General features: G+C 50.9%; 18 protein-coding genes and 2 pseudogenes. 14 read left to right on the top strand and 6 right to left on the bottom strand.

What is annotated here, in order from left to right:
* The first annotated feature begins 34 nt into the window (after nucleotides 1-34).
* The 3 genes and pseudogenes from ABV298_RS14900 (at nucleotide 35) to ABV298_RS14910 (ending at nucleotide 2,469) form a co-directional block, all read left to right on the top strand.
* Nucleotides 35-661: an ATP-binding cassette domain-containing protein gene (locus tag ABV298_RS14900; protein WP_353722857.1), complete on the top strand. Its 627-nt coding sequence runs from the start codon at nucleotides 35-37 to the stop codon at nucleotides 659-661.
* 48 nt (nucleotides 662-709) lie between these two features.
* Nucleotides 710-1,958 (top strand): annotated as a pseudogene (locus ABV298_RS14905) (FtsX-like permease family protein).
* A 58-nt stretch (nucleotides 1,959-2,016) separates the two neighbouring features.
* Entirely contained in the window at nucleotides 2,017-2,469 is a 453-nt protein-coding gene (locus ABV298_RS14910; RefSeq protein ID WP_353722858.1) for a DUF3299 domain-containing protein, read from the top strand.
* On the opposite strand, the gene ABV298_RS14915 is transcribed toward ABV298_RS14910, so the two are convergent.
* Nucleotides 2,470-3,555 carry a complex I subunit 1 family protein gene (locus ABV298_RS14915; RefSeq protein WP_353722859.1) on the bottom strand — a complete coding sequence of 362 codons (1,086 nt, stop codon included), beginning with the start codon at nucleotides 3,553-3,555 and terminating at the stop codon, nucleotides 2,470-2,472.
* Nucleotides 3,556-3,605: 50 nt separating this feature from the next.
* Complete coding sequence (locus ABV298_RS14920; protein WP_353722860.1) at nucleotides 3,606-4,592, bottom strand: gliding motility protein; 987 nt, start codon at nucleotides 4,590-4,592, stop codon at nucleotides 3,606-3,608.
* A 37-nt stretch (nucleotides 4,593-4,629) separates the two neighbouring features.
* Between ABV298_RS14920 and ABV298_RS14925 the strand changes: the two genes are divergently transcribed.
* On the top strand, nucleotides 4,630-5,508 hold the full coding sequence (locus ABV298_RS14925) for an NAD-dependent dehydratase (RefSeq protein WP_353722861.1): 879 nt from the start codon (nucleotides 4,630-4,632) through the stop codon (nucleotides 5,506-5,508).
* A gap of 232 nt (nucleotides 5,509-5,740) precedes the next feature.
* Here the strand turns inward: ABV298_RS14925 and ABV298_RS14930 are convergent, their stop codons facing one another.
* The 3 genes from ABV298_RS14930 to ABV298_RS14940 form a co-directional block, all read right to left on the bottom strand.
* On the bottom strand, nucleotides 5,741-6,892 hold the full coding sequence (locus tag ABV298_RS14930) for a TlpA disulfide reductase family protein (RefSeq protein ID WP_353722862.1): 1,152 nt from the start codon (nucleotides 6,890-6,892) through the stop codon (nucleotides 5,741-5,743).
* Nucleotides 6,893-6,925: 33 nt separating this feature from the next.
* Nucleotides 6,926-8,416, bottom strand: coding sequence for an Asp-tRNA(Asn)/Glu-tRNA(Gln) amidotransferase subunit GatB (gene gatB, locus ABV298_RS14935; RefSeq protein WP_353722863.1), 1,491 nt, complete (start codon nucleotides 8,414-8,416; stop codon nucleotides 6,926-6,928).
* Nucleotides 8,417-8,482: 66 nt separating this feature from the next.
* Complete coding sequence (locus tag ABV298_RS14940) at nucleotides 8,483-9,058, bottom strand: hypothetical protein (RefSeq protein WP_353722864.1); 576 nt, start codon at nucleotides 9,056-9,058, stop codon at nucleotides 8,483-8,485.
* 274 nt (nucleotides 9,059-9,332) lie between these two features.
* Here ABV298_RS14940 and rpmG point away from each other — a divergent pair, with 274 nt between their 5' ends.
* The 6 genes and pseudogenes from rpmG to ABV298_RS14970 all read left to right on the top strand — a co-directional run bounded on the left by rpmG (nucleotide 9,333) and on the right by ABV298_RS14970 (nucleotide 13,531).
* Nucleotides 9,333-9,515 carry a 50S ribosomal protein L33 gene (gene rpmG, locus ABV298_RS14945; protein ID WP_019944752.1) on the top strand — a complete coding sequence of 61 codons (183 nt, stop codon included), beginning with the start codon at nucleotides 9,333-9,335 and terminating at the stop codon, nucleotides 9,513-9,515.
* Between the two features lie 103 nt (nucleotides 9,516-9,618).
* Nucleotides 9,619-9,771, top strand: coding sequence for a DUF4295 domain-containing protein (locus ABV298_RS14950; RefSeq protein WP_138482365.1), 153 nt, complete (start codon nucleotides 9,619-9,621; stop codon nucleotides 9,769-9,771).
* A gap of 85 nt (nucleotides 9,772-9,856) precedes the next feature.
* Nucleotides 9,857-10,819 carry a signal recognition particle-docking protein FtsY gene (gene ftsY, locus ABV298_RS14955; RefSeq protein ID WP_353722865.1) on the top strand — a complete coding sequence of 321 codons (963 nt, stop codon included), beginning with the start codon at nucleotides 9,857-9,859 and terminating at the stop codon, nucleotides 10,817-10,819.
* A 102-nt stretch (nucleotides 10,820-10,921) separates the two neighbouring features.
* Nucleotides 10,922-11,539 carry a hypothetical protein gene (locus ABV298_RS14960; RefSeq protein WP_353722866.1) on the top strand — a complete coding sequence of 206 codons (618 nt, stop codon included), beginning with the start codon at nucleotides 10,922-10,924 and terminating at the stop codon, nucleotides 11,537-11,539.
* A 131-nt stretch (nucleotides 11,540-11,670) separates the two neighbouring features.
* Nucleotides 11,671-12,982, top strand: a pseudogene (gene rimO, locus ABV298_RS14965) (30S ribosomal protein S12 methylthiotransferase RimO).
* Between the two features lie 72 nt (nucleotides 12,983-13,054).
* Nucleotides 13,055-13,531 carry a DUF4293 domain-containing protein gene (locus tag ABV298_RS14970; protein WP_353722867.1) on the top strand — a complete coding sequence of 159 codons (477 nt, stop codon included), beginning with the start codon at nucleotides 13,055-13,057 and terminating at the stop codon, nucleotides 13,529-13,531.
* 77 nt (nucleotides 13,532-13,608) lie between these two features.
* On the opposite strand, the gene ABV298_RS14975 is transcribed toward ABV298_RS14970, so the two are convergent.
* Nucleotides 13,609-14,583 carry a KpsF/GutQ family sugar-phosphate isomerase gene (locus ABV298_RS14975; RefSeq protein ID WP_353722868.1) on the bottom strand — a complete coding sequence of 325 codons (975 nt, stop codon included), beginning with the start codon at nucleotides 14,581-14,583 and terminating at the stop codon, nucleotides 13,609-13,611.
* Between the two features lie 93 nt (nucleotides 14,584-14,676).
* Between ABV298_RS14975 and recQ the strand changes: the two genes are divergently transcribed.
* The 4 genes from recQ to ABV298_RS14995 all read left to right on the top strand — a co-directional run bounded on the left by recQ (nucleotide 14,677) and on the right by ABV298_RS14995 (nucleotide 20,971).
* A complete protein-coding gene (gene recQ / locus ABV298_RS14980; RefSeq protein WP_353722869.1) occupies nucleotides 14,677-16,890 on the top strand; it encodes a DNA helicase RecQ in 2,214 nt (737 codons plus the stop codon).
* A 53-nt stretch (nucleotides 16,891-16,943) separates the two neighbouring features.
* Entirely contained in the window at nucleotides 16,944-18,233 is a 1,290-nt protein-coding gene (purD, locus tag ABV298_RS14985) for a phosphoribosylamine--glycine ligase (protein WP_353722870.1), read from the top strand.
* A gap of 117 nt (nucleotides 18,234-18,350) precedes the next feature.
* Nucleotides 18,351-19,709: a regulatory iron-sulfur-containing complex subunit RicT gene (gene ricT / locus ABV298_RS14990; RefSeq protein ID WP_353722871.1), complete on the top strand. Its 1,359-nt coding sequence runs from the start codon at nucleotides 18,351-18,353 to the stop codon at nucleotides 19,707-19,709.
* Between the two features lie 134 nt (nucleotides 19,710-19,843).
* A complete protein-coding gene (locus ABV298_RS14995) occupies nucleotides 19,844-20,971 on the top strand; it encodes an anhydro-N-acetylmuramic acid kinase (RefSeq protein WP_353722872.1) in 1,128 nt (375 codons plus the stop codon).
* Nucleotides 20,972-20,991: the final 20 nt, after the last annotated feature.

Consider the following 20,991-nt stretch of genomic DNA (forward strand, 5'->3'; position numbering starts at 1 on the left):
ACTATCATTGCGTACTCAAAAAGCGCCACAAAAAATGATTTCGAGTAATCAGTTAAGGTTTGCCTACTCCCCTCAGAAACGGTTCAGTTTTCCCGATATTCATTGCGACGACAAGGAAACCCTGCTGATCCTCGGGCAGTCGGGCAAGGGAAAAACAACATTGCTGCACCTGCTGGCCCTGTTGCTGGAACCCGAATCCGGCGACGTCGTAATCGCAGGCAAGTCGGTGAAAAACCTGACGCCGCGGGAAATCACAGCCACACGGGCCCGGAATATCGGCATTATCTACCAGCGGCCGCATTTCGTAAGTTCACTTTCGGTGATGGACAATATTCTGCTCTCCAACTACCTGGCCAACCGGAAGGAAGACCGGCAAAAGGCACGCCAACTAGCCGAACAACTGGGTTTTGCCGACCATCTTTCGAAGAAAACAAACCAGCTGAGCCAGGGCGAGCAGCAGCGGGTGAGCATTGCACGGTCCTTGATGAACAATCCGAATATTATTCTGGCCGACGAGCCGACCTCCAACCTCGACGACGACAACTGCCAGCGGGTGATCCAGTTGCTGAAAAAACAATCGGCGCAAATCGGGGCGAGCCTGGTGGTGGTCACCCACGACCAACGCCTCAAGGATGAATTCTCTAACCAGGTCTTTCTGTAAAAAACAGCGCGACGGCTTTGCCGCTGCCCGCGCAAAACCCTTTTCCGAATGAATCTTTTCAAGATCAGCCTCGCCAATCTCCGTGAAAAAAAGCTCAACAGTTTTTTGAGCGCCCTGCTGCTCACCCTCGGTATCGGTATGATTTCCCTGCTTTTACTGCTGAACAAGCAGCTCGACGAGCAGTTCAAGCGCAATCTGAAAGGCATTGACATGGTGGTAGGCGCAAAAGGCAGCCCTTTACAGGTGATCCTTTCCAGCATTTACCAGATCGACGCGCCTACCGGTAACATTCCTTTGGCGGAGGTAAACGCATTGCGCAAAAACCCGTTCGTGAAAACGGTAATCCCGCTTTCGATGGGCGACAATTACCAGGGCTTCCGCATTCTGGGAACGACTCCGAAATATGTCGAGCATTTCAATGCAGAACTGGCCGAAGGACATTTATATAATGCTTCGATGGAGGTGACGATTGGCAGCAAAGTGGCGCGGGATTCCAAACTGAAAATCGGCGACCAGTTTTCCGGTTCGCACGGGCTGGATTCGGAGGGAGAGAAGCATGAGGACAAGAAATACAAGGTAGTTGGCATATTTAAGCCGAGCGGCACCGTCGTAGATCAGCTGATTATCACCCGGCTTTCGAGCGTTTGGGACATTCATGAGCATTCTGATGAAGCAAAAAAAGCCCCCGCTGTCGCGGAAGTCGAGCATAGCGACGGCCAAACGCATGTCGACCCGGAACCGGACGAGGAAGGTAAGGACGTGACCAGCGCATTGATCCAGTTCCGGAATCCGATGGGCTTGATGACGATCCCGCGGCATATCAATGAAAATACATCTATGCAGGCTGCATTACCGAGTATAGAAATCAACCGCCTGTTTTCGCTATTAGGCGTTGGCATCGAAACGTTACGCACACTGGCCCTGATCATTATTTCGATCGCCGGTGTCAGCGTTTTTATTTCTCTCTATAATTCGTTGAAAGACAGGAAATATGAAATGGCGCTAATGCTTTCCATGGGCGCGACGCGCACGAGGCTCTTCCTGATGTTGCTGATCGAGGGGTTATCGCTCGCTGTAATCGGCTTTTTTTGCGGGTATTATGGCCAGCCGCGTCGGTTTGTGGATATTTTCAAAATCGGCGGAGCAGGACTTTCATTACTCGCTGGGCAAATTCGCATTGTTGCCGGAGGAAATCTATCTGTTTTTCGGCGCCTTGGCGATCGGCGTGGTGGCGGCCGCATTACCGTCGCTCGGTATTTACCGCCTGAATATCTCGCGGACACTGGCGGAGGAATAATAATGTGTGTAAATTTGTTAAACCGGTACAAATCATTGAAATACAAAATTGAATACTGATGAAATCTGTCAAAATCAGCATATTGTTCCTTTGCATAGTCTCATTGTTCGCCTTCAAACCGGCTATTGAGCCGGTAAAGCTGACTTGGGAAACCCTGCGGGACGTCACTTTCAAAAAGAAATGGTATGCCGAGGAGTCGATTTATATGCTGCACCCGACGTTTGGCCCGAGCGTACAGAAGCTGAAAGGGCAGCAGGTTACCATTACCGGCTATATCCTGCCGGTTGATTTGGAGGCCAATTTGTACGTGCTCTCCGCATTTCCGTTCAGCGCGTGCTTTTTCTGCGGCGGCGCAGGCCCGGAAACGGTAATGACCCTAAATTTCAAGAAAAAAGACGGCAGAAAGTTCAAAACCGACGAGCGCCTTACTTTTACAGGTACATTGAAGCTCAACGCCGATGATATTTACCAGATGAACTACATCCTGGACGGCGCCGAGATTGCGAAATGATCAGACGCCGATCAGACGCCAGACTCCCGAGATAAAGAACAGTACAAGTCCCACAGGCGTAAGCACCTTCCAGCCGAGGTACATGAGCTGGTCCACGCGCAGGCGCGGTAACGTCCAGCGTGCCCACATCTGGATCAATATGCCGAACATAGCTTTGGAAAGCAGCCAGAAAATGCCGGTAACATAGCCGAAAAAGGTTCCCGGCTCGCCGCTGGTCCAGTCGGCGAGTTTCACCGGACCGATATTCGGCAATGGCGTATTCCAGCTTCCCAGAAAAAGAATAGCCCCCAGCAGCGACACCAGCAGCATCATGCCATATTCCGACAGCATGAACAACGCCCACCGCATTCCCGAATATTCGGTGTGAAAACCGGCTACGAGCTCGGATTCGCCTTCCGGAAGATCGAAGGGCGCGCGATTGCATTCGGCCAGCGATGCGATGAAGAAAACGACGTAGGCGATCAGCAGAAATGGATTGCGGATGATATTCCAGGAAAGAAACCCTCCTACGCCCGTCACATCGATGCCCAGTTCGCGCATTCCGAAGAGGTAAATGGTTTCAGGGGCAAAAATGCCTTGCTGGTAACTGATAGCCTGCAAATCGAGCGTTTGGGTCAACATTATCACGCAGAGAATCGACAAGCCCAGCGGTATTTCGTAGGAAACGATCTGCGCCACCGCACGCATGGCGCCGTACAAAGCGAATTTGTTATTCGAACCCCAGCCAGCCATCAGCAGGCCGATTACATCAACGGAAACGATCGTCAGCAGAAAAAAAACGCCGATGGCCGCACCCGATCCGGCTAATTCGGGAGCCAGCGGGACTACTGCAAAACCCGCAAAAACAGAAATGAATATGACGAAAGGGGCGATCAGAAAGAGCTTGCGGTCGGCAGCCTTAGGCACAATGTCCTCTTTTTGAAGCAGTTTGAGCAAATCGGCAAAAAGCTGCAACAAGCCCCATTTCCCTACTTCCATCGGTCCGAGCCGGTCCTGAATGAAGGCCGAGACCTTTCTTTCGAGGTACACGCCGATGACCACGAAACCGGGAACAAGCAAGAGGAAAATGATGAGCGTAAAAGGCATTTAAATGCTATCTGGACAATGGTCTGGCGCAAAAGTAAGTAAAAAACTTACTAGTCTTCGTCGGTTTGCCCCTTATATCCCGATTCCTGCAAAATTCGCCCGGCATTATCGATTTCCATCAGTTCCGTCAGGGAAACGTCGGGGTTTTCGACCATGAACCTGCTCACAATCCGCCATCCGACCCACCGGCCAATGGCGCCAGGCACCTTATTGCCGATTTCAGTTGTGAACGGACGGTCGTCGATGAACTTGCGCTTTTTCAAATCGCTCTTCTCGTAGAGCAGCTTGCTGGCAATGAAATATGCCCAGATATCCGTCTGGCTGTTATAAGTCTTTCTCAAATCACTGTCTGAATAGCCTATAATCAGGCTGTCGGGCGTTTGCGGCATGATCTGTTTTACAAATTCGTAACCCTTGCCATAACCGATCATATCCGAAAGCAGCGATTTGTCGTCGGGGTTCATGCGGTTGTATTTATTGGATTCGAAGAAAACGATGGAGGGAACGATGTACTCGCGTTGATAACGACGGAGCTGGTAGTCGTATACGTTTGGACGGTAACGGGCTGCCGGTCCGCCGAAATAGTCGAGGCCGACGATAATCAGCGAATCCGAAATGTAAAGATCGCTGCCTGTAAAGCCGGTGATGATAAACTGCACTTCCGGAACCGGAAACCCTGGATAATATGCTTTGATCTGCTTGAACGCATCGGTAAGCGGATTGAGAATGCGGATTTTCCGGTCACCGATAACGGAGTCGAGCTGTGCGCGGAATGCCTGTAAATCGGGATTTTGGAGGATGGTAAACAGGTGGGCGGCCAGTTTAGCGGGCTCTACCGGCGCATCCGTAAAGTAAACCTGCGCAAGATAGGGATGGCTATCGAGGAACTTTTGTACCTCCTCGACCGATTTGCAGGAGAACAGCTCTTCGTCGAGGTTTTTGGAAACCAGTTCAAACCGGATATTGCTGGTATCGGCCTCCTTGCGCTGGTCGGTTTTACATGAAAATTGGAGGAAAGCTATAAACAGAATGCACAATAAGGATTTGAAATAAACCATTTGGCGGAGAGAATATATGTCGGAACAAGTTTCAAAAGTAGGAAAAAAACGCATAAGCATCCTGGGCTGCGGTTGGCTCGGATTTCCATTAGCTAAACGGTTACTGGGCAGCGGTATTACATCGGTAGTAAAAGGCAGCACCACGTCGGAGGGCAAATTAGAGCGATTTGCAGGGGCCGGAATCGACGGTTACCTGCTGCCGTTAAACCCCGAAGCCGGGATCGATGCGAGCATTTCGGGGCCTTTTTTTGATTCCGACGTGATCGTGATCTCGGTTCCGCCGCGCAGGGCGCAAAATGTACCGGGAAATTACCCCGCGCAGATGCGGATGGTAGCCGAGGCGGTTCGACAATCGCCGGTGAAGGAGGTGATTTTTATCAGTTCGACCGGCGTCTACCACGATTTGAATCAAACCGCCGTCGAACCGGACGTGCAATTGCCCGGGCATTCGTCCCAGCCGGAAATGGTGGCGGCGGAGAATGCACTAGCCGAGTTAAGGCCCGCAAAAACAGTAACTATTCTCAGGTTAAGCGGCCTGCTGGGGTACAACCGTATTCCCGGAAAATATGTGCAGGGACAGAAAGACCTGACTACGGGCGATATTTCCGTGAATTACATCCATCGCGACGATGCGGTCGGGATCATCAAGGCTATTATCGAGCAGGGCATTCAAAACGAAACGTTCAACATCACGGCACCATTTCACCCGACACGCAGCGAAGTTTATGTCGATTCCTGCGGGCAGTTCGGGTGGGAAGCGCCGACATTCAAAATGCCGGCCCAACATCCTGCATTTAAACTGATTTCAGGGGATAAATTTTCGAAAACCTACCGGTACGAATTCAAATACCCCGATCCGCTGCTGTTTCATTACGAGCCGGAAGAAGGTTTATGAGTTTAGGGTTTGTGAGTATGGAGTTTGCGGGTTGATCAGTTTAAGATCTAAATCCAATAACATTACTTTCAGACTCTTAACCCTGAACTTTAAACTGGCCAACCTGAACCCCTGAACTCATAGACTCATCAACCTTAAACTCTAAACTCATAAACTCCCGAACTCCCCGGAAATGCAAAAAATCCGCAGGATCAACTCTACGGATTTTATTATTTATAAACCAAAAAGTGTATTATTGAGCCCCTAGCAGTTCGGTCAGCTTCGATTCGAGCGCCGCGCCGCGGAGGTTTTTTGCGATGATTTTTCCTTCTTTATCGAGCAGGAATGTGGCGGGGATCGCGTTGACGCCGTAAGTCTGCGCTACGCCGGAATTCCATTTTTTCAATTCCGAACCATGCAGCCAGGTGAGTTTATCGCGTTCTATGGCAGTTTTCCAGGCCTTTTCGTTATCATCCAGCGAAACGCCGTAAATGTCGAAGCCTTTGTCCTTGAACTTGCCGTACATACGCACCACATTCGGGTTTTCTATCCGGCAAGGGCCGCACCAGGACGCCCAAAAGTCGATCAGCACGTATTTGCCGCGTAACGACGACAACGCGATCGGTTTGCCCTCAGGGCTGTTGAGCGTGAAATCAGGGGCTACTTCACCTACCGCGAGGCCGGCCATTCTTTTGACGGAACCGATAAAACCTTTCGCGAGCGTAGGCACCGGGTCGACTTTGGAATAATCATCGGCAAGCTTTTTCAGAATGTCGAGATCGGTCTCGGGCGAGAGGAAGTTGTTGGCCGAAAAAAGGGCGATGAGCGATGTACCCATTTCGGGGATCATCTGGCGCAAGGCCATTACACGCTCCTTTTCCGCAGCCTGGTAGGCCTGCTGTATCTCCTGGATTTTTTTGGTATCTTTTTTCTCCTCCGCAGTGGCATAGGCTTCATTCCAACCGGTTACTTTGGCCGAGAATGTCTGCATGAGCTGGTCCACTTTGGCGTAATATTCCATGTTTCTGGAACCGGTAACACTCACTTTTCCGCCATTGCCTTTGTCGTCTTTCGGGGTGCCGTCGGCCGTCACAGTGAATGTCTCCCCGCCTTCGACGAGCAATGGGAATTTCTGCCGGTCGGCGATATTGATCGTAAAAAAACTGCCGCGGTCCTTCTCGATTCCTTTCAATGTAAAACTACCGTCGGCCGCAAGCTGGGCGGAATCTATTTTAACAGAAGACCCGGCGGCTGTGGATTGCGACAGGATGACTTTTTCGCCTTTGGAACCGCTTTTGACCTTTCCATTGACGGTAAAGCCCTTCGGTTCGATTTGCGCCATGACCTGGAAGCTCAGCAACGCGCTGCCCAAAACCAATGCACTCCGTTTTAATAGTTCCTTCATGATCTTCTGTATCTGAGTTTCAAATGTGTGAGTTTACAACTTTTGCGCCAGCAACTGGTTGACGAGCTTCGGATCGGCGGCTCCGTTCGATTTTTTCATCACTTCGCCGACGAATAACCCCATAAGCCCTTTTTTACCTTTTCGGTATGCCGCAACCTTGTCGGGCATTGCGTCGATTACCTCATTTACCAACGTTTCCAGCTCGTTTGTATTGCTGTTTTGCAGCCAGTTATTTGACGATGCGATCTCCGAAGGCTCGCGGTCAGGCTCGGCCAGCATGACCGGGAAAATCTTCTGCGCGGCCACCGAGTGGCTCACCGCGCCCGACTCGTTCAGCTCGATCAGGGCCGCCAGGTTAGCGGCGCTGATCGGGAAATGGGCAATGTCGCCGTGATGATCGTTCAGGAACGATTTCACAGGGCCCATCAGCCAGTTCGACGCCGCCTTGAAATGGCTTGTTTGAGCACAAACGGCTTCGAAATATGCGGCCAGCTCACGGGTATCGGTCAGTACCGCGGCGTCGTAGGCCGGGATACCGTATCGATTCACAAATTTTTCGCGCAATTCGTGCGGCAATGCCGGCATGGTCACCTTAATGCTTGCCAGCCATTCGTCCGAAACCACTACCGGGCTCAGGTCGGGATCGGGGAAGTAGCGGTAGTCGTTCATCGTTTCCTTCACGCGCATTCCGTACGTCTGCCCGCTTTCCACATCGAACATCCTCGTTTCCTGCTGCACCTGCTCACCGCATTCGAGCAATGCCACCTGGCGGCGTTCCTCGAAAGCGATGGCGCGCATCATGTTCCGGATCGAGTTCATATTCTTGATCTCGACTTTCGTGCCATATTTTTCAGCGCCCTTCCTGCGTACCGACACGTTCACGTCCGCGCGCAGGGAACCTTCTTCCATATTGCCGTCGCTGATGCCCAGATAGCGCACAAGACGGCGGATTTCCGTCACAAATGCGCCCGTTTCTTCCGCCGAACGCAAATCCGGCTCGGAAACCATCTCTACCAGCGGTGTGCCGGCGCGGTTATAATCGAGCATAGTTTCGGTATGACTGCCGTCGTGCACCGATTTGCCGGCGTCTTCTTCCAAATGGATATGGTGAAAACGAATGGTTTTTTCCGTGAATTTTCCTTCGTGTTTGAAAGAAATATGTACGCCGCCCTGCTCGCAAATCGGTTTTTTGTCCTGCGAGATCTGGTAACCTTTCGGAAGGTCGGGGTAAAAGTAATTTTTACGGTCGAAAATGGTCCTTTTGCTGATGGAGCATCCGCAGGCAATGCCGAGGCGGATGGCATATTCGACGGCCTTTTTATTGACCTTGGGCAAAGTTCCCGGCAATGCGATCGTCAGCGGACCGATATTGGTGTTGGGCTCCGTACCAAAAATGTTGAAATCGCGGGTAAAAAGCTTGGACTCCGTCAGAAGCTGGCAATGTACTTCCAGACCGATTACGGTTTCATAAGCGGCCAGAATTTCATCGGTAACGTCGGCGGGGTGAAGTGCGGTTTGACTCATATTAGATTACTAATGCTTTCGCAAAGATACAAATACGGGCCGTCCATAGCATGAACGGCCCGTATTTTATGGAATATGTCCGGTTTTGCCAGGGATCAGAGCGAGTTGATCCAGTTGGCGATCACTACGATGTCGGCCTTGGGAACGTGTGGCAGCGGCGCCATGGGGGGGATAGCCAGGCCAATGCTCGGGTTTGGGGCTGTGCACGAGCTCCACGATCTGATCGGCCGTGTATTTTTTCTTTGCAACTTCCGCGTAGGCAGGGCCCACTACTTTGTCGTAAGCCTGGTGGCATGCGAAGCAGGTATGTTTGTTCAGCAATGCGGAAACTTCGGCGGGAACAGGTTTGCGTTTCGGTGCGGCACTGGCTGCTGCCTCGGCTGCGGGCGCTGCTGCGGAGTCGCCGGCCGCCGCCGGGGTTGCCGCGGGAGTTGCGGGTTTTGCGGCTGCTTCCGCTTCTGCTTTTTCAGCCGCCGCTTTTCTATCGCTTTGCAGCTTCACGAGGGCCGCTTCTTCCCGCGCTTTGCTACCTGAGCCATACCATTGATCATATTTGTCACGGTCTTCTTTGGAAGAACAACCGATGAAGAAAGAAACTGCCAGGGCCATCAGGGCCAAAGAAGCGCTTTTTTTGAGTGTCATTTTGTTAATTTTTAAGAATTTTCGCCAGATTAAGGTTGCGATACCAAATCGACCACGAAGAAAGCAAGTTTGCGTTAGATTTCCGTCATGTGCCGGACAGAAATTCGGACGATTCCAGAAATCGCCGAATTCTATTCGCTTGTCCGACAACCGCTTACCCGCGGGCGGCTTTGACCAAATTCAGGAAAATTTCTTGTTTATTTGTCTGTAATTGTTGCGATTAATGCAAAATGTCTTTACTTTTGCACTCCTATTTGTAAAACGATGTAAAGCAATGGCTAAGAAAGGTAATAGAGTACAGGTCATATTGGAATGCACAGAACAAAAAGAGAGCGGTGTTCCAGGCATGTCACGTTACGTGACCACAAAAAATCGGAAGAATACGCCAGGCCGTATGGAATTGAAGAAATTCAACTCTTTCCTGAGACGTTATACAGTCCACAAAGAAATTAAGTAAGTTCGTTTTGTTACCCGTTAACTGTCACGTGAAGCTGAACAATAATGGGTAAGCGCGCAACAGTTAATCATTAACATAATCAACTTCTAACAGATATACAGACATGGCAAAGAAAGTAGTTGCTACCCTGAAAAAAGAAGGCGGTAAATCATTTGCCAAAGTGATTAAGGCCGTAAAATCTCCTAAAACAGGAGCTTACACCTTCAAAGAAGAAATCGTTCCCCTGGATGGCGTGCAGGGTGCATTGAAAAACTAAGGTATCCCCGGTTTTGATATTGAATTGTAAAAAGTCCCTTTCCGGGACTTTTTTCTTTATTTTTGGGCCATAACTAATCAGCACTATGGGTTTATTTGGCTTTTTTTCAAAGGAGAAAAAAGAAACATTAGATAAGGGCCTCGAAAAAAGCAAGGACAGCTTCTTTGGCAAGCTTTCACGGGCTATTGTGGGTAAAACCACGATCGACGAGGACGTTCTGGACGAATTGGAAGACATACTGGTAAGCTCGGATGTAGGCGTGGAAACGACCGTCAAGGTTATTAAACGCATCGAAGAGCGCGTTGCCAGGGATAAATATGCATCGACCGCCGAGCTCGACAGCATCCTGCGCGAGGAAATCGCCGCATTGCTGACCGAGAACAAGTCGGTCGACATCAGGGACAGCTTCGAAACCGAACATTTGCCGAAACCCTATGTGATTATGGTGGTGGGCGTGAATGGGGTAGGTAAAACGACGACGATCGGCAAGCTGGCGCACCAGTTTCACCAGCGTGGGCACAAGGTCGTGCTCGGCGCGGCGGATACCTTCCGTGCCGCGGCCGTCGACCAGCTGAAACTGTGGGGCCAGCGCGTGAATGTGCCGGTGATCGATCACGGCATGAACACCGACCCGTCGGCCGTCGCATACGACGCGATCAAAAAAGGTGTCGAGTCGAATGCAGATGTAATTATCATCGACACGGCAGGCCGCCTGCATACGAAAGTGAATTTGATGAACGAGCTTTCGAAAATCAAGCGCGTGATGCAGAAAATCCTCCCCGAAGCACCGCACGAAGTATTGCTCGTCCTCGACGGCAGCACCGGCCAGAACGCCGTGATCCAGGCACGCGAATTCACCAAAGTAACCGACATTACCGCATTAGCCATCACCAAGCTCGACGGCACCGCGAAAGGCGGCGTAGTGATCGGCATTTCGGATGAGTTCAAAATCCCGGTCAAATACATCGGCGTAGGCGAGAAAATGGACGATTTACAGGTTTTCGACCGCGCGGAGTTTGTGGATTCGCTGTTTAAGAAAATAGGATAATGGCCGCTGGTCGGACAATGTAACCGTTCGGCTATTGCTGTTTTAAGGAATATTTAAAAAGGGTATCTTGATGACATTCTCGCCTCAGGATACCCTTTTTTCATGGAAACACTGATTGTATTTCTGATAGTTTTCGTTCCGTTCGGATGGTTTATGTGGAAAGTGCTGCGTTACACGCGGGACACCATCGGCCGTAATTCACCGATGAAAGTTTCGAGGTTTTATGAGACTAGTGCCTGGTGGTACTTTGTTCGGATGGATAACCTGTTCGTTTTTTATGCGCTTTTTGTAGGCGTGTTTTTGTATAAAATCTCGCTCTTCGGGTACTTTTCCTACACAGTGGATTATCAGACATTAATAAGGTTTGGAATGTTCGTAGCCTCCGTATTCTTTTTGGCATTCGGGCTTTTAACATTGGCGCTTAAACTGAACCATTGGTACTATGTCAAAGACATTACCATTGAGACATTTCCAGAAAAACACGAGCTTGAAATCGCATTCAAAGATGTGGTATTGCGCCTGCAAGATGGTGATATCGAAAAAATGGTGCTCTATCATAACAACAACCACAAAATGCCGCTGGGTTATGCCAAATGTTACCTCACGAATGGCGACCATTTCATTATTCCGAATTATACCCGGGGCGATTGGGTCATTGGGGAATACTTCAGGAAGATCCCGGTCGAGTACGTCGTCCAAAGGTTTCCTTTCATCCGATAGTGCTTCCTAACCATTTTTTCACGAACTTTGCACCCCATTTCGCCGTTCATTATCAGTCACTTTTGACATGAACGCCGCGCCAAAACATTTAAAGCCGATAGCTGACAGCCGATAGCCGACAGCCCATTTCAATGAAAACCAAAGGAATAGTAAAGAATAAAGTCAATATCGTGACGCTGGGTTGCTCCAAGAATCTGGTCGACTCGGAGGTGCTTTACACGCAGCTCAAAGGCAACGGGTTCACGGTGGACCACGAGTCGAAAAAGGATGATTCGCAGATCGTCGTGATCAATACCTGCGGGTTTATCGACAATGCGAAAGAGGAATCGATTAACACCATTTTGCGCTATGCCGACGCTAAAGCTGCCGGTATGGTGGATAAGGTGTATGTTACAGGCTGCTTGTCGCACCGGTACAAGGACGAACTGGCGGTTGAAATACCCACAGTAGATGCCTGGTTCGGCACCAACGAGCTGCCCCGCCTGCTCAAAACCCTGAAAGCCGATTACAAACACGAGCTCGTAGGCGAGCGCCTGCTCACCACACCCGCGCATTATGCGTACCTGAAAATTGCCGAAGGCTGCGACCGTCCGTGCTCATTCTGCGCGATCCCACTCATGCGCGGAGGTCACGCTTCCCGGCCGATCGACGAGTTGGTAAAAGAAGCGAAATCGCTTGCCAAACGCGGTACCAAAGAGCTTATCCTCATTGCCCAGGACCTGACTTACTACGGCCTGGATATCTACAAAAAACGAAACCTTTCAGACCTGCTCCGTAACCTCTCCGACGTGGAAGGCATCGAATGGATCCGCCTGCAATACGCCTATCCGGCGGGTTTCCCGATGGATATTCTCGACGTGATGAACGAGCGTGGCAACATCGCCAGATACCTCGATATGCCGCTGCAATCGGGTTCGACGGAAGTGCTGAAACTGATGCGCCGGGGCATTACCCGTGAGAAAACGGAGGCATTGATCCACTCGATCCGCGACAAAGTCCCCGATATCGCATTGCGCACGACGCTGATCGTCGGCCACCCGGGAGAAACCGAAGAGCTGTTCGGTGAAACCTATGAGTTTGTGGAAAAAATGCGTTTCGACCGCCTGGGCGCATTCCAGTATTCGCACGAAGACAATACGCATTCGTTCACAATGGAAGACGACGTCGAGCCGGAAGTGAAGCAGGAGCGTGCCGACAGCATTATGGAGTTACAGCAAGGCATTTCGGCGGAGCTCAATCAGGAAAAAGTCGGTAAAACGTTCAAAGTGCTTTTCGACCGGAAGGAAGGCGGCTACTTCATCGGCCGTACCGAGTACGACTCCCCCCGAGGTGGATAATGAAGTACTCGTGCCCGCGAGCCAGTATGTGCGGTTGGGCGATTTTGCGCAAGTGAAAGTAACTTCCGCGGAGGAATTTGACCTTTATGGCGAAGTGATTTCCTGATGCTATTTCGGGCAAATGGCGTCTTTACCTAAATTTGCCCATCATTTGAAAAAGAATAATTCTTAAAAAAGCATGTTACAACGTATTCAAACTATCTTCCTGGCTATGGTTGTCATCGGAATGGGTATTTTCCTCGCCTTCCCGATCTGGTCGAAAGTAGCATTAACGGGAGGACAAAGTGCCGATCTGACGGCCCTGAGGCTTCATCACCAGATCAACGAAGTGCAATCCAATGTTCAGCCGGTATATTATCTTGTAGTGCTCGCCATTCTGACAGCCGGTGTAGCTGCCTATGCTATTTTTCAGTTCAAAAACCGCATTCTGCAGTCGGCACTGTGCGCGGTGAACTCGATATTGATGACCGTGACAATGGGTCTGGTGATCTATTTCACATTTTACAAAACAGCGAAACTTTTCGATCCTGAACTGACGGGCAAATACGATATTGGTTTCTACGGATTAGTAGGCGCTATGCTAGCCAATGTTTTCGCCAACCGCTTTATCCGCAAGGACGAGCGCGAGGTGCAGCAGTCGAAGCGGTTCAGATGATATAGTTTGTCACGCTGAGCGGAGTCGAAGCGCGGTACTGTTACCGCGCTTCGACTCCGCTCAGCGTGACAAATGCGCTACACCAACCCTTCGCGCAATAGATCGTGCAAATGCACAAAACCCAGCGCCTTACCATCTTCCACGACCACTACCTGCGTAATGCTTTTGGATTGCATTACTTCCAATGCATTCACCGCATATTCGTCGGGAGACACCGTAATCGGCGATTGGGTCATGATGTCCTTCGCATGCAGGTCGAGTAACCCCGCCGCGCCATAGGTTTTCAGCATCCGACGAAGGTCGCCGTCGGTGATAATACCCGCCATTAGTCCATTATCATTCAGAACGGCTGTTGCGCCAAGTCGTTTGGAGGTCATTTCCAGAATTACCTCCTGCAATGTGGCCTGCTCGTTCACGGCCGGCAATGCGTTGTGCGGGTAAATGTCGCATACTTTGAGGTAAAGCCGCTTGCCGAGCGAGCCGCCGGGGTGGTAGCGAGCGAAATCGTCATGTGTGAACCCGCGCGCTTCGAGCAGGCAAATGGCGAGGGCGTCGCCAAGGGCCATCGTTACGGAAGTGCTCGTCGTAGGCGCGAGGTTGAGCGGGTCCGCTTCCGCGGGAGCATGCGCATGGAGCGTGAGAATGCAGTTTTTGGCCAGATAGGAGTCCTTATTGCTCACCATCGCGATCATCTGCACGCCGGTGCGTTTGAGCAGCGGTACAAGCACTTTGATTTCCGGCGTATCGCCGCTTTTGGATATTACAATCACCACGTCGTTATCCTGGATCATGCCCAGGTCGCCGTGAATGGCGTCGGCCGCATGCATGAATAGTGCCGGCGTTCCGGTGGAATTCAGTGTGGCTACAATCTTCTGTCCCACAATGGCGCTTTTGCCAACGCCGGAGATTACGACCCGCCCTCCGGAATGTAGAATAGCATATACGCATTTTTCAAATTCATCGTCAATCAATTCAGCCAGATTGCGTACTGCTTCCGCCTCCTGACGTAATACTTCTTTTGCGATTGACTGAATATTTTTTATTAATTTCAAATCTGAAACACAGTTTAGAGCGACGAAAACGTCATTATTTATTTCAAAGCGCAAAGATAGGGAAGTTTGGAATAACCATTTTGTGAACAGAGTATGGTACAGCAGGTCGATAAAGTCATTACAGACACATTGAAAGGGAAGCTTAAAGAAATATTTGGATATAGTCAATTCCGCGGAGATCAGGAAGTTATCATACAAAATATACTTTTAGGTAAAAATACATTCGTGATCATGCCTACGGGCGCAGGCAAGTCACTCTGCTACCAGCTTCCTGCACTTGTCAGCGACGGACTGACCATCGTTATTTCCCCCCTGATCGCTTTGATGAAGAACCAGGTCGACCAGCTTACCGCGTTCGGTATCAATGCCCAATTCCTGAATTCCACGCTTACCAAGGCTGAAATGACGCGCGTCAAGACCGACGCGCTCGACGGAAGCCTGAAACTGCTTTATATTGCACCCGAGTCGCTGACGAAAGAGGACAATCTCGATTTTCTCAAAAAAGTGAAAATCTCGTTCGTCGCGATCGACGAGGCCCATTGTATTTCCGAATGGGGCCACGATTTCCGGCCCGAATACCGCCGTATTCACGGCATTATCGAGAATATCGGCAATCTGCCCATTATCGCGCTGACGGCCACAGCGACGCCGAAGGTGCAGCAGGATATCCGCAAAAACCTGCAAATGGAGGAAGCCGAGACGTTCAAATCGTCGTTCAACCGGAAAAACCTTTATTATGAGATCCGACCCAAAAAGGATATCAAGAAGCAGCTTATCCGCTATATCCGCAACAACAAGGGCAAATCGGGCATTGTGTACTGCCTGAGCCGGAAAACGGTGGAAGAAGTGGCCGAGCTGCTGAACGTCAACGACGTACGTGCACTACCGTACCACGCCGGCCTCGACGCCAACACACGGATGGCTAATCAGGACGCGTTCCTGAACGAAGAATGCGATGTGATCGTGGCGACGATCGCATTCGGAATGGGGATCGACAAGCCGGATGTCCGTTTTGTGATCCATTACGATGTGCCGAAATCGCTCGAAGGCTATTACCAGGAAACCGGCCGCGCGGGACGTGACGGGCTGGAAGGTAACTGCCTGATGTTTTACAGCTACGATGACATTCAGAAGCTCGAAAAGTTCAATAAGGACAAAACGGTAACCGAACGCGACAATGCACGACATCTGCTGAATGAAATGGTGGCTTACTCGACGTTGGGCGTTTGCCGGCGCCGGCAGTTGCTAAGCTATTTCGGGGAATATCTCGAGAAGGATTGCGGCTACTGCGACAACTGCAACAAGCCGACCGAAAAAATCAAAGTACAGGACGATATTGTCCTGATCCTCAAATCGGTATTACTCACCGAGCAACGCTTTGATGCAGACCACATTGCGGATCTGCTGACCGCCACCGATAACCAGTATGTAAAAAGCTACGAGCACGACCAGCTGGATGTGTACGGAAAGGGGCTGGAACTGAATGAGTCGCGCGAGTACTGGGTTTCGGCGATCCGTCAGCTGGTGATTTTCGGGTACCTGGAAAAGGATATCGAGAATTACGGCGTCATCAAACTGTCGGAGAAAGGCGCCAAATACCTGAACGACCCTTACCCTGTGACGCTGCACAAAGACCATAACTTCGATGAGGAAGAAGTGAAGGCCGACGACGACGATAAGGAATCGGGGAACGGGAACGGGGGCGCGCATGCTTACGACGAGACATTGCTCGGCATGCTCAAAGCATTGCGTAAAAAGGTGGCGAAGGAGAAAAACCTGCCGCCATACGTAGTTTTCCAGGACCCTTCGCTGGAAGAGATGGCCACAACCTACCCTACCACCCAGCAGGAAATGGCGCAGATCAACGGCGTGGGAATGGGTAAAGTGCAGAAATTCGGCAAGCCGTTTATCGAGCTGATTTCACGGTATGTGGAAGAGAACGAAATCGAAACGGCAAAGGACGTGGTGATCAAATCCACGGTTAATAAGTCGAAGATCAAGATCTTTATCATCCAGCAGGTCGACAGGAAGGTGAGTCTCGACGAAATTGCCGAGGTAAAGGACCTGGCGCTGTCGGATGTGATCGAAGAGGTAGAGCATATTTGCTATTCCGGCACGAAACTGAACCTGGATTACTATATCAACCAGGTGATCGACCGCGAGCGGCAACGGGACATTTACGATTATTTTATGACCGCCGAGACGGACAATATCGCCACCGCGCTGAGTGAATTCGAGGGCGAGGAGGTCAGCGAGGAAGAATTGCGGCTGATGCGCATCAAGTTCCTGTCGGAGCTCGCCAACTAGCACCCCCGGCGATAACGCCGGAAGTCAATATTTTTGAATTTTTAAAACCAGTTATGAACATACTCATCTTGGGATCAGGGGGAAGAGAACACGCTTTTGCCTGGAAAATAGCCCAAAGCCCTCTTTGCGACACCTTGTATATGGCTCCCGGAAATGCCGGAACAGCGGGAATAGCAACGAACCTATCGATTTCTTACAATGACTTTGACTCCATCGCCAACGCGGTAATTGAAAATAACATCGAACTCGTGATCGTAGGCCCCGAAGAACCGCTGGTGAACGGGGTGGTCGATTATTTCAACGGCCGGGAAGACCTTGTCAAAGTGCGGATCATCGGACCGGATAAAGCCGGCGCACGACTCGAAGGAAGCAAGGATTTCTCGAAGCAGTTCATGGAGAAATATGGCATTCCAACCGCTTCTTCGCGCACTTTTACAGCCGAAGAACTTGAAATAGGTTTGGAATACCTCGAAAACCATTCGCTACCGATCGTACTCAAAGCCGACGGCCTCGCGGCGGGCAAGGGCGTGATCATCGCCGAGAAACATTCCGATGCGATCCAGGCCTTCCGGGAAATGCTGCTCGACGGCAAATTCGGCAAGGCGGGAAATAAAGTGGTGATCGAACAATTCCTGAAAGGGATAGAATTGTCGGTTTTTGTGCTTACTGATGGTGAGCATTACAAGATCCTGCCCGAAGCGAAGGATTATAAACGTATCGGCGAAAACGACACGGGCCTGAACACGGGCGGAATGGGCGCGGTGTCGCCGGTAGTATTCGCCGACGCGAACTTTATCAGAAAAGTAGAGGAAAAGGTCGTAAAACCGACATTGCATGGCCTTCAGAGCGAAGGCATCAAATATGTAGGGTTCATATTTATCGGTTTGATGAATATAAAAGGCGAGCCTTATGTTATTGAGTATAACGTCCGGATGGGCGATCCCGAAACCGAAGTAGTTATCCCGCGTATCCAGTCCGACTTCGCGATGCTGATGGCATCGACGGCCAAAGGCACGTTGCAGGATTTCGATTTGCAGATTTCGCCGCAGGTAGCCGTAACCACGGTAGTGGTATCGGGCGGCTACCCTGAGGATTACGAAAAAGGGAAAGTGATTTCGGGAACAGATAAAGTGGAGGATGTGCATGTGTTCCATGCAGGTACCACTTTCAACGGAAACGCCGAAGTCGTGACCAACGGAGGACGCGTAATGGCCCTGACGGGCCTCGCCAATTCCCTCGAAAACGCCGTGCACAAATCACAGCGGGCCGCACAGGCGGTGCAGTACGAGGGAAAATATTTCCGGCACGACATAGGCGTGGATTTAATTCGATATAACGATTGATGAAGCGGAGTAATTATGGGATGTGGATCATGTTCATCCGGCGGATGCGGTACTAATGGTACGGCTGTGGCCGGATGTGGAAGTAAAGGAAACTGCGGAACGGGCGGTTGCAATAAAATGAACGTATTCGACTGGCTGAGTCACATGGACGTGCCGTCGGGACAGCGTTTTGATGTGGTCGAAGTCAAGTTCAAAGGAGGCAGAAAGGAATATTTCAGGAATATCAACCAGCTGGAATTCGTCACGGGCGACTTTGTCGTGTGCGAAATGGCTTCCGGCCAGCATATAGGAATGGTATCGTTGCAGGGAGAACTTGTTCGCCTGCAAATGAAGCGCAAGAATATCCAGGTCAACGACGACCTGCATGTGATCTATCGCATCGCAACGGAGAAGGACCTCGACAAGTTTACGCAGGCGATGGCGCGCGAAATGCCTACGCTATACCGTACGCGCGAGATCATCCGCGATATGAAGCTGAATATGAAGCTTTCGGATGTTGAATATCAGGCGGATAATACCAAAACGACATTCTACTACTCGTCGGAAGAGCGTGTGGATTTCCGTGAACTGATCAAAACGCTGGCTTCGGAATTCAAAGTACGGATCGAAATGCGGCAGATCAGCCTGCGGCAGGAAGCGAGCCGGTTGGGCGGATTGGGCTCCTGCGGCCGTGAACTTTGTTGTTCTACCTGGCTCACCGATTTCAAGAACATTTCAACTGCCGCGGCACGTTATCAGAACCTCTCGCTGAACCCGGCGAAGCTTTCGGGACAATGCGGACGGCTGAAATGCTGCCTGAATTACGAGCTGGAAACCTATATCGACGCATTGCGCGACATTCCGACGGTGGATGCGCCGCTAAAAACCAGGAAGGGCGTAGCCACATTGCAGAAGACGGATATTTTCAAGAAAATCATGTGGTTCGGCTTCGATAAGGACACCAACTGGTATCCCGTGCCAATCGATAAGGTGCTTGAAATCATCGAGCTGAATAAAAAGGATATTATTCCCGAGTCGCTCGAAATCCTGACGCCCGAGCCGGAGAAAAGTATCGACAAAGTGCCTGGCAGGCTCAACAGCGATCTGGAAAATCTGGACAAAAAGTACAGCGACGAGCAGAAGAAAAAGAAAAAGAAGAAAAACCGGTCGGGGAAGAACCGTGGAAATGGCGGCGGTGCCGAGACCAGCAGTGCCGAAGCTGCCGGTAATAATAACCCGGTAAATAATGCCGGTAATGAACCCGCCAATAAAGGCGGCAATCCCGGTCAGGGGGCCAAAAACAAGGGCAACAACCCTAACGAAGGCCAGCGGAACAAGGGCAACAATCCTGCCGGCGAGCCGAAAAACAAGGGTAACAACCCTGGCGGTGAGCCCAGAAACAAAGGAAATAACGAGGGAAACAGAAATAACAGAAACAATAACCGAAAGCCCCAGAAGCCTTCCGGCGGACCACAGCCGGAGCGTAACGAAGGTTGATACGTTTCCAATGAATCCGGTCGGGCCAGCTCATTCAAAGGCTGGCCCGTTTTTAGCATTATCATTTGTGAAAGAACACGTTGAAAAACTACACGCGCTGAGCCTGGAAGCCCTCGCGCAGGATCGTCGGGCTCATGTCCGGCACGTCGCTCGATGGGCTCGACGTAGCACTTTGCCGCGTCGCGGGCAATGGACCGGAAACACGATTGGAGGTAGAACGTTTCAAAACGCTGCCTTACGAGGATAGTTTCCGGAATGCGGTGCGGGAGGTTTTTGCCCGAAGGCAGATCGATTTTCAGCAACTTTGCCTGCTCAATCCCGTCATAGGTTTGCAACACGGAGAAATGATTCTCGAATGCCTCACCGAATGGAGCATCGATCCATCCGGAATAGACCTGATAGCTAGCCACGGACAAACAGTTTTTCATGCGCCGCGAAAACAGCACGGACTTGCGGGCTTTCCGAATGCTACCCTGCAAATCGGCGACGGCGATCATATTGCTGTTAAAACGGGTATAATCACCGTAAGCGATTTCCGGCAGAAGCACATTGCGGCGGGTGGAGAAGGCGCGCCGTTGGCAGTTTATGGCGATTATTTTCTGTTCTCCCAAAAAGACAAAAACAGGATATTGCTCAACATGGGCGGCATTGCCAATTTCACGTTCCTGCCCGGGAGCCTGGACGCTTCACTGGTTTTTACAACCGATACCGGACCGGGAAATACGCTGATCGACGCGCTTACCCGCCATCATTTCGGACTGCCGTATGACGAAAATGGAAGCATTGCAGCGAACGGCGTTGTCGATGAAGCGTTGCTTAACGCCCTTAAAGATGCGCCTTTTTTCGAACAGCCTTTTCCTAAAACAACGGGCCCGGAGGTATTCAGCACAGACTACGTGAAAAATGCAATGCATCTCGCCGGCAGGAACGCAATCGATCCGAAGGACCTGATCGCCACATTGACCCAATTCAGCGCCGAAACGATTTCCGAGGCCATCGGTAACACGATGCGGTTGGGCGAGGTATTTGAAATTTATGCAAGCGGAGGAGGTGCGCATAACCCGGTGCTTATGGGCGCGATCGGCAAATTACTGGGCCGGAATATCCGTTTGATCGACGAGCTCGGCGTGGCGGGGGATGCCAAGGAAGCGGTTTTGTTCGCCGTGCTGGCCAATGAGGCGGTCGCCGGTGAGGCCGTGCATTTCGGAGGGAAGAAAGGCGTACCTGGCGTTTCGATGGGAAAAATTTCCTTTCCAGGTTAAGTAAGGACAAAGTATTTACG

The organism is Dyadobacter sp. 676 (assembly GCF_040448675.1).
In the GTDB taxonomy this organism is placed as follows: Bacteria; Bacteroidota; Bacteroidia; order Cytophagales; family Spirosomataceae; genus Dyadobacter.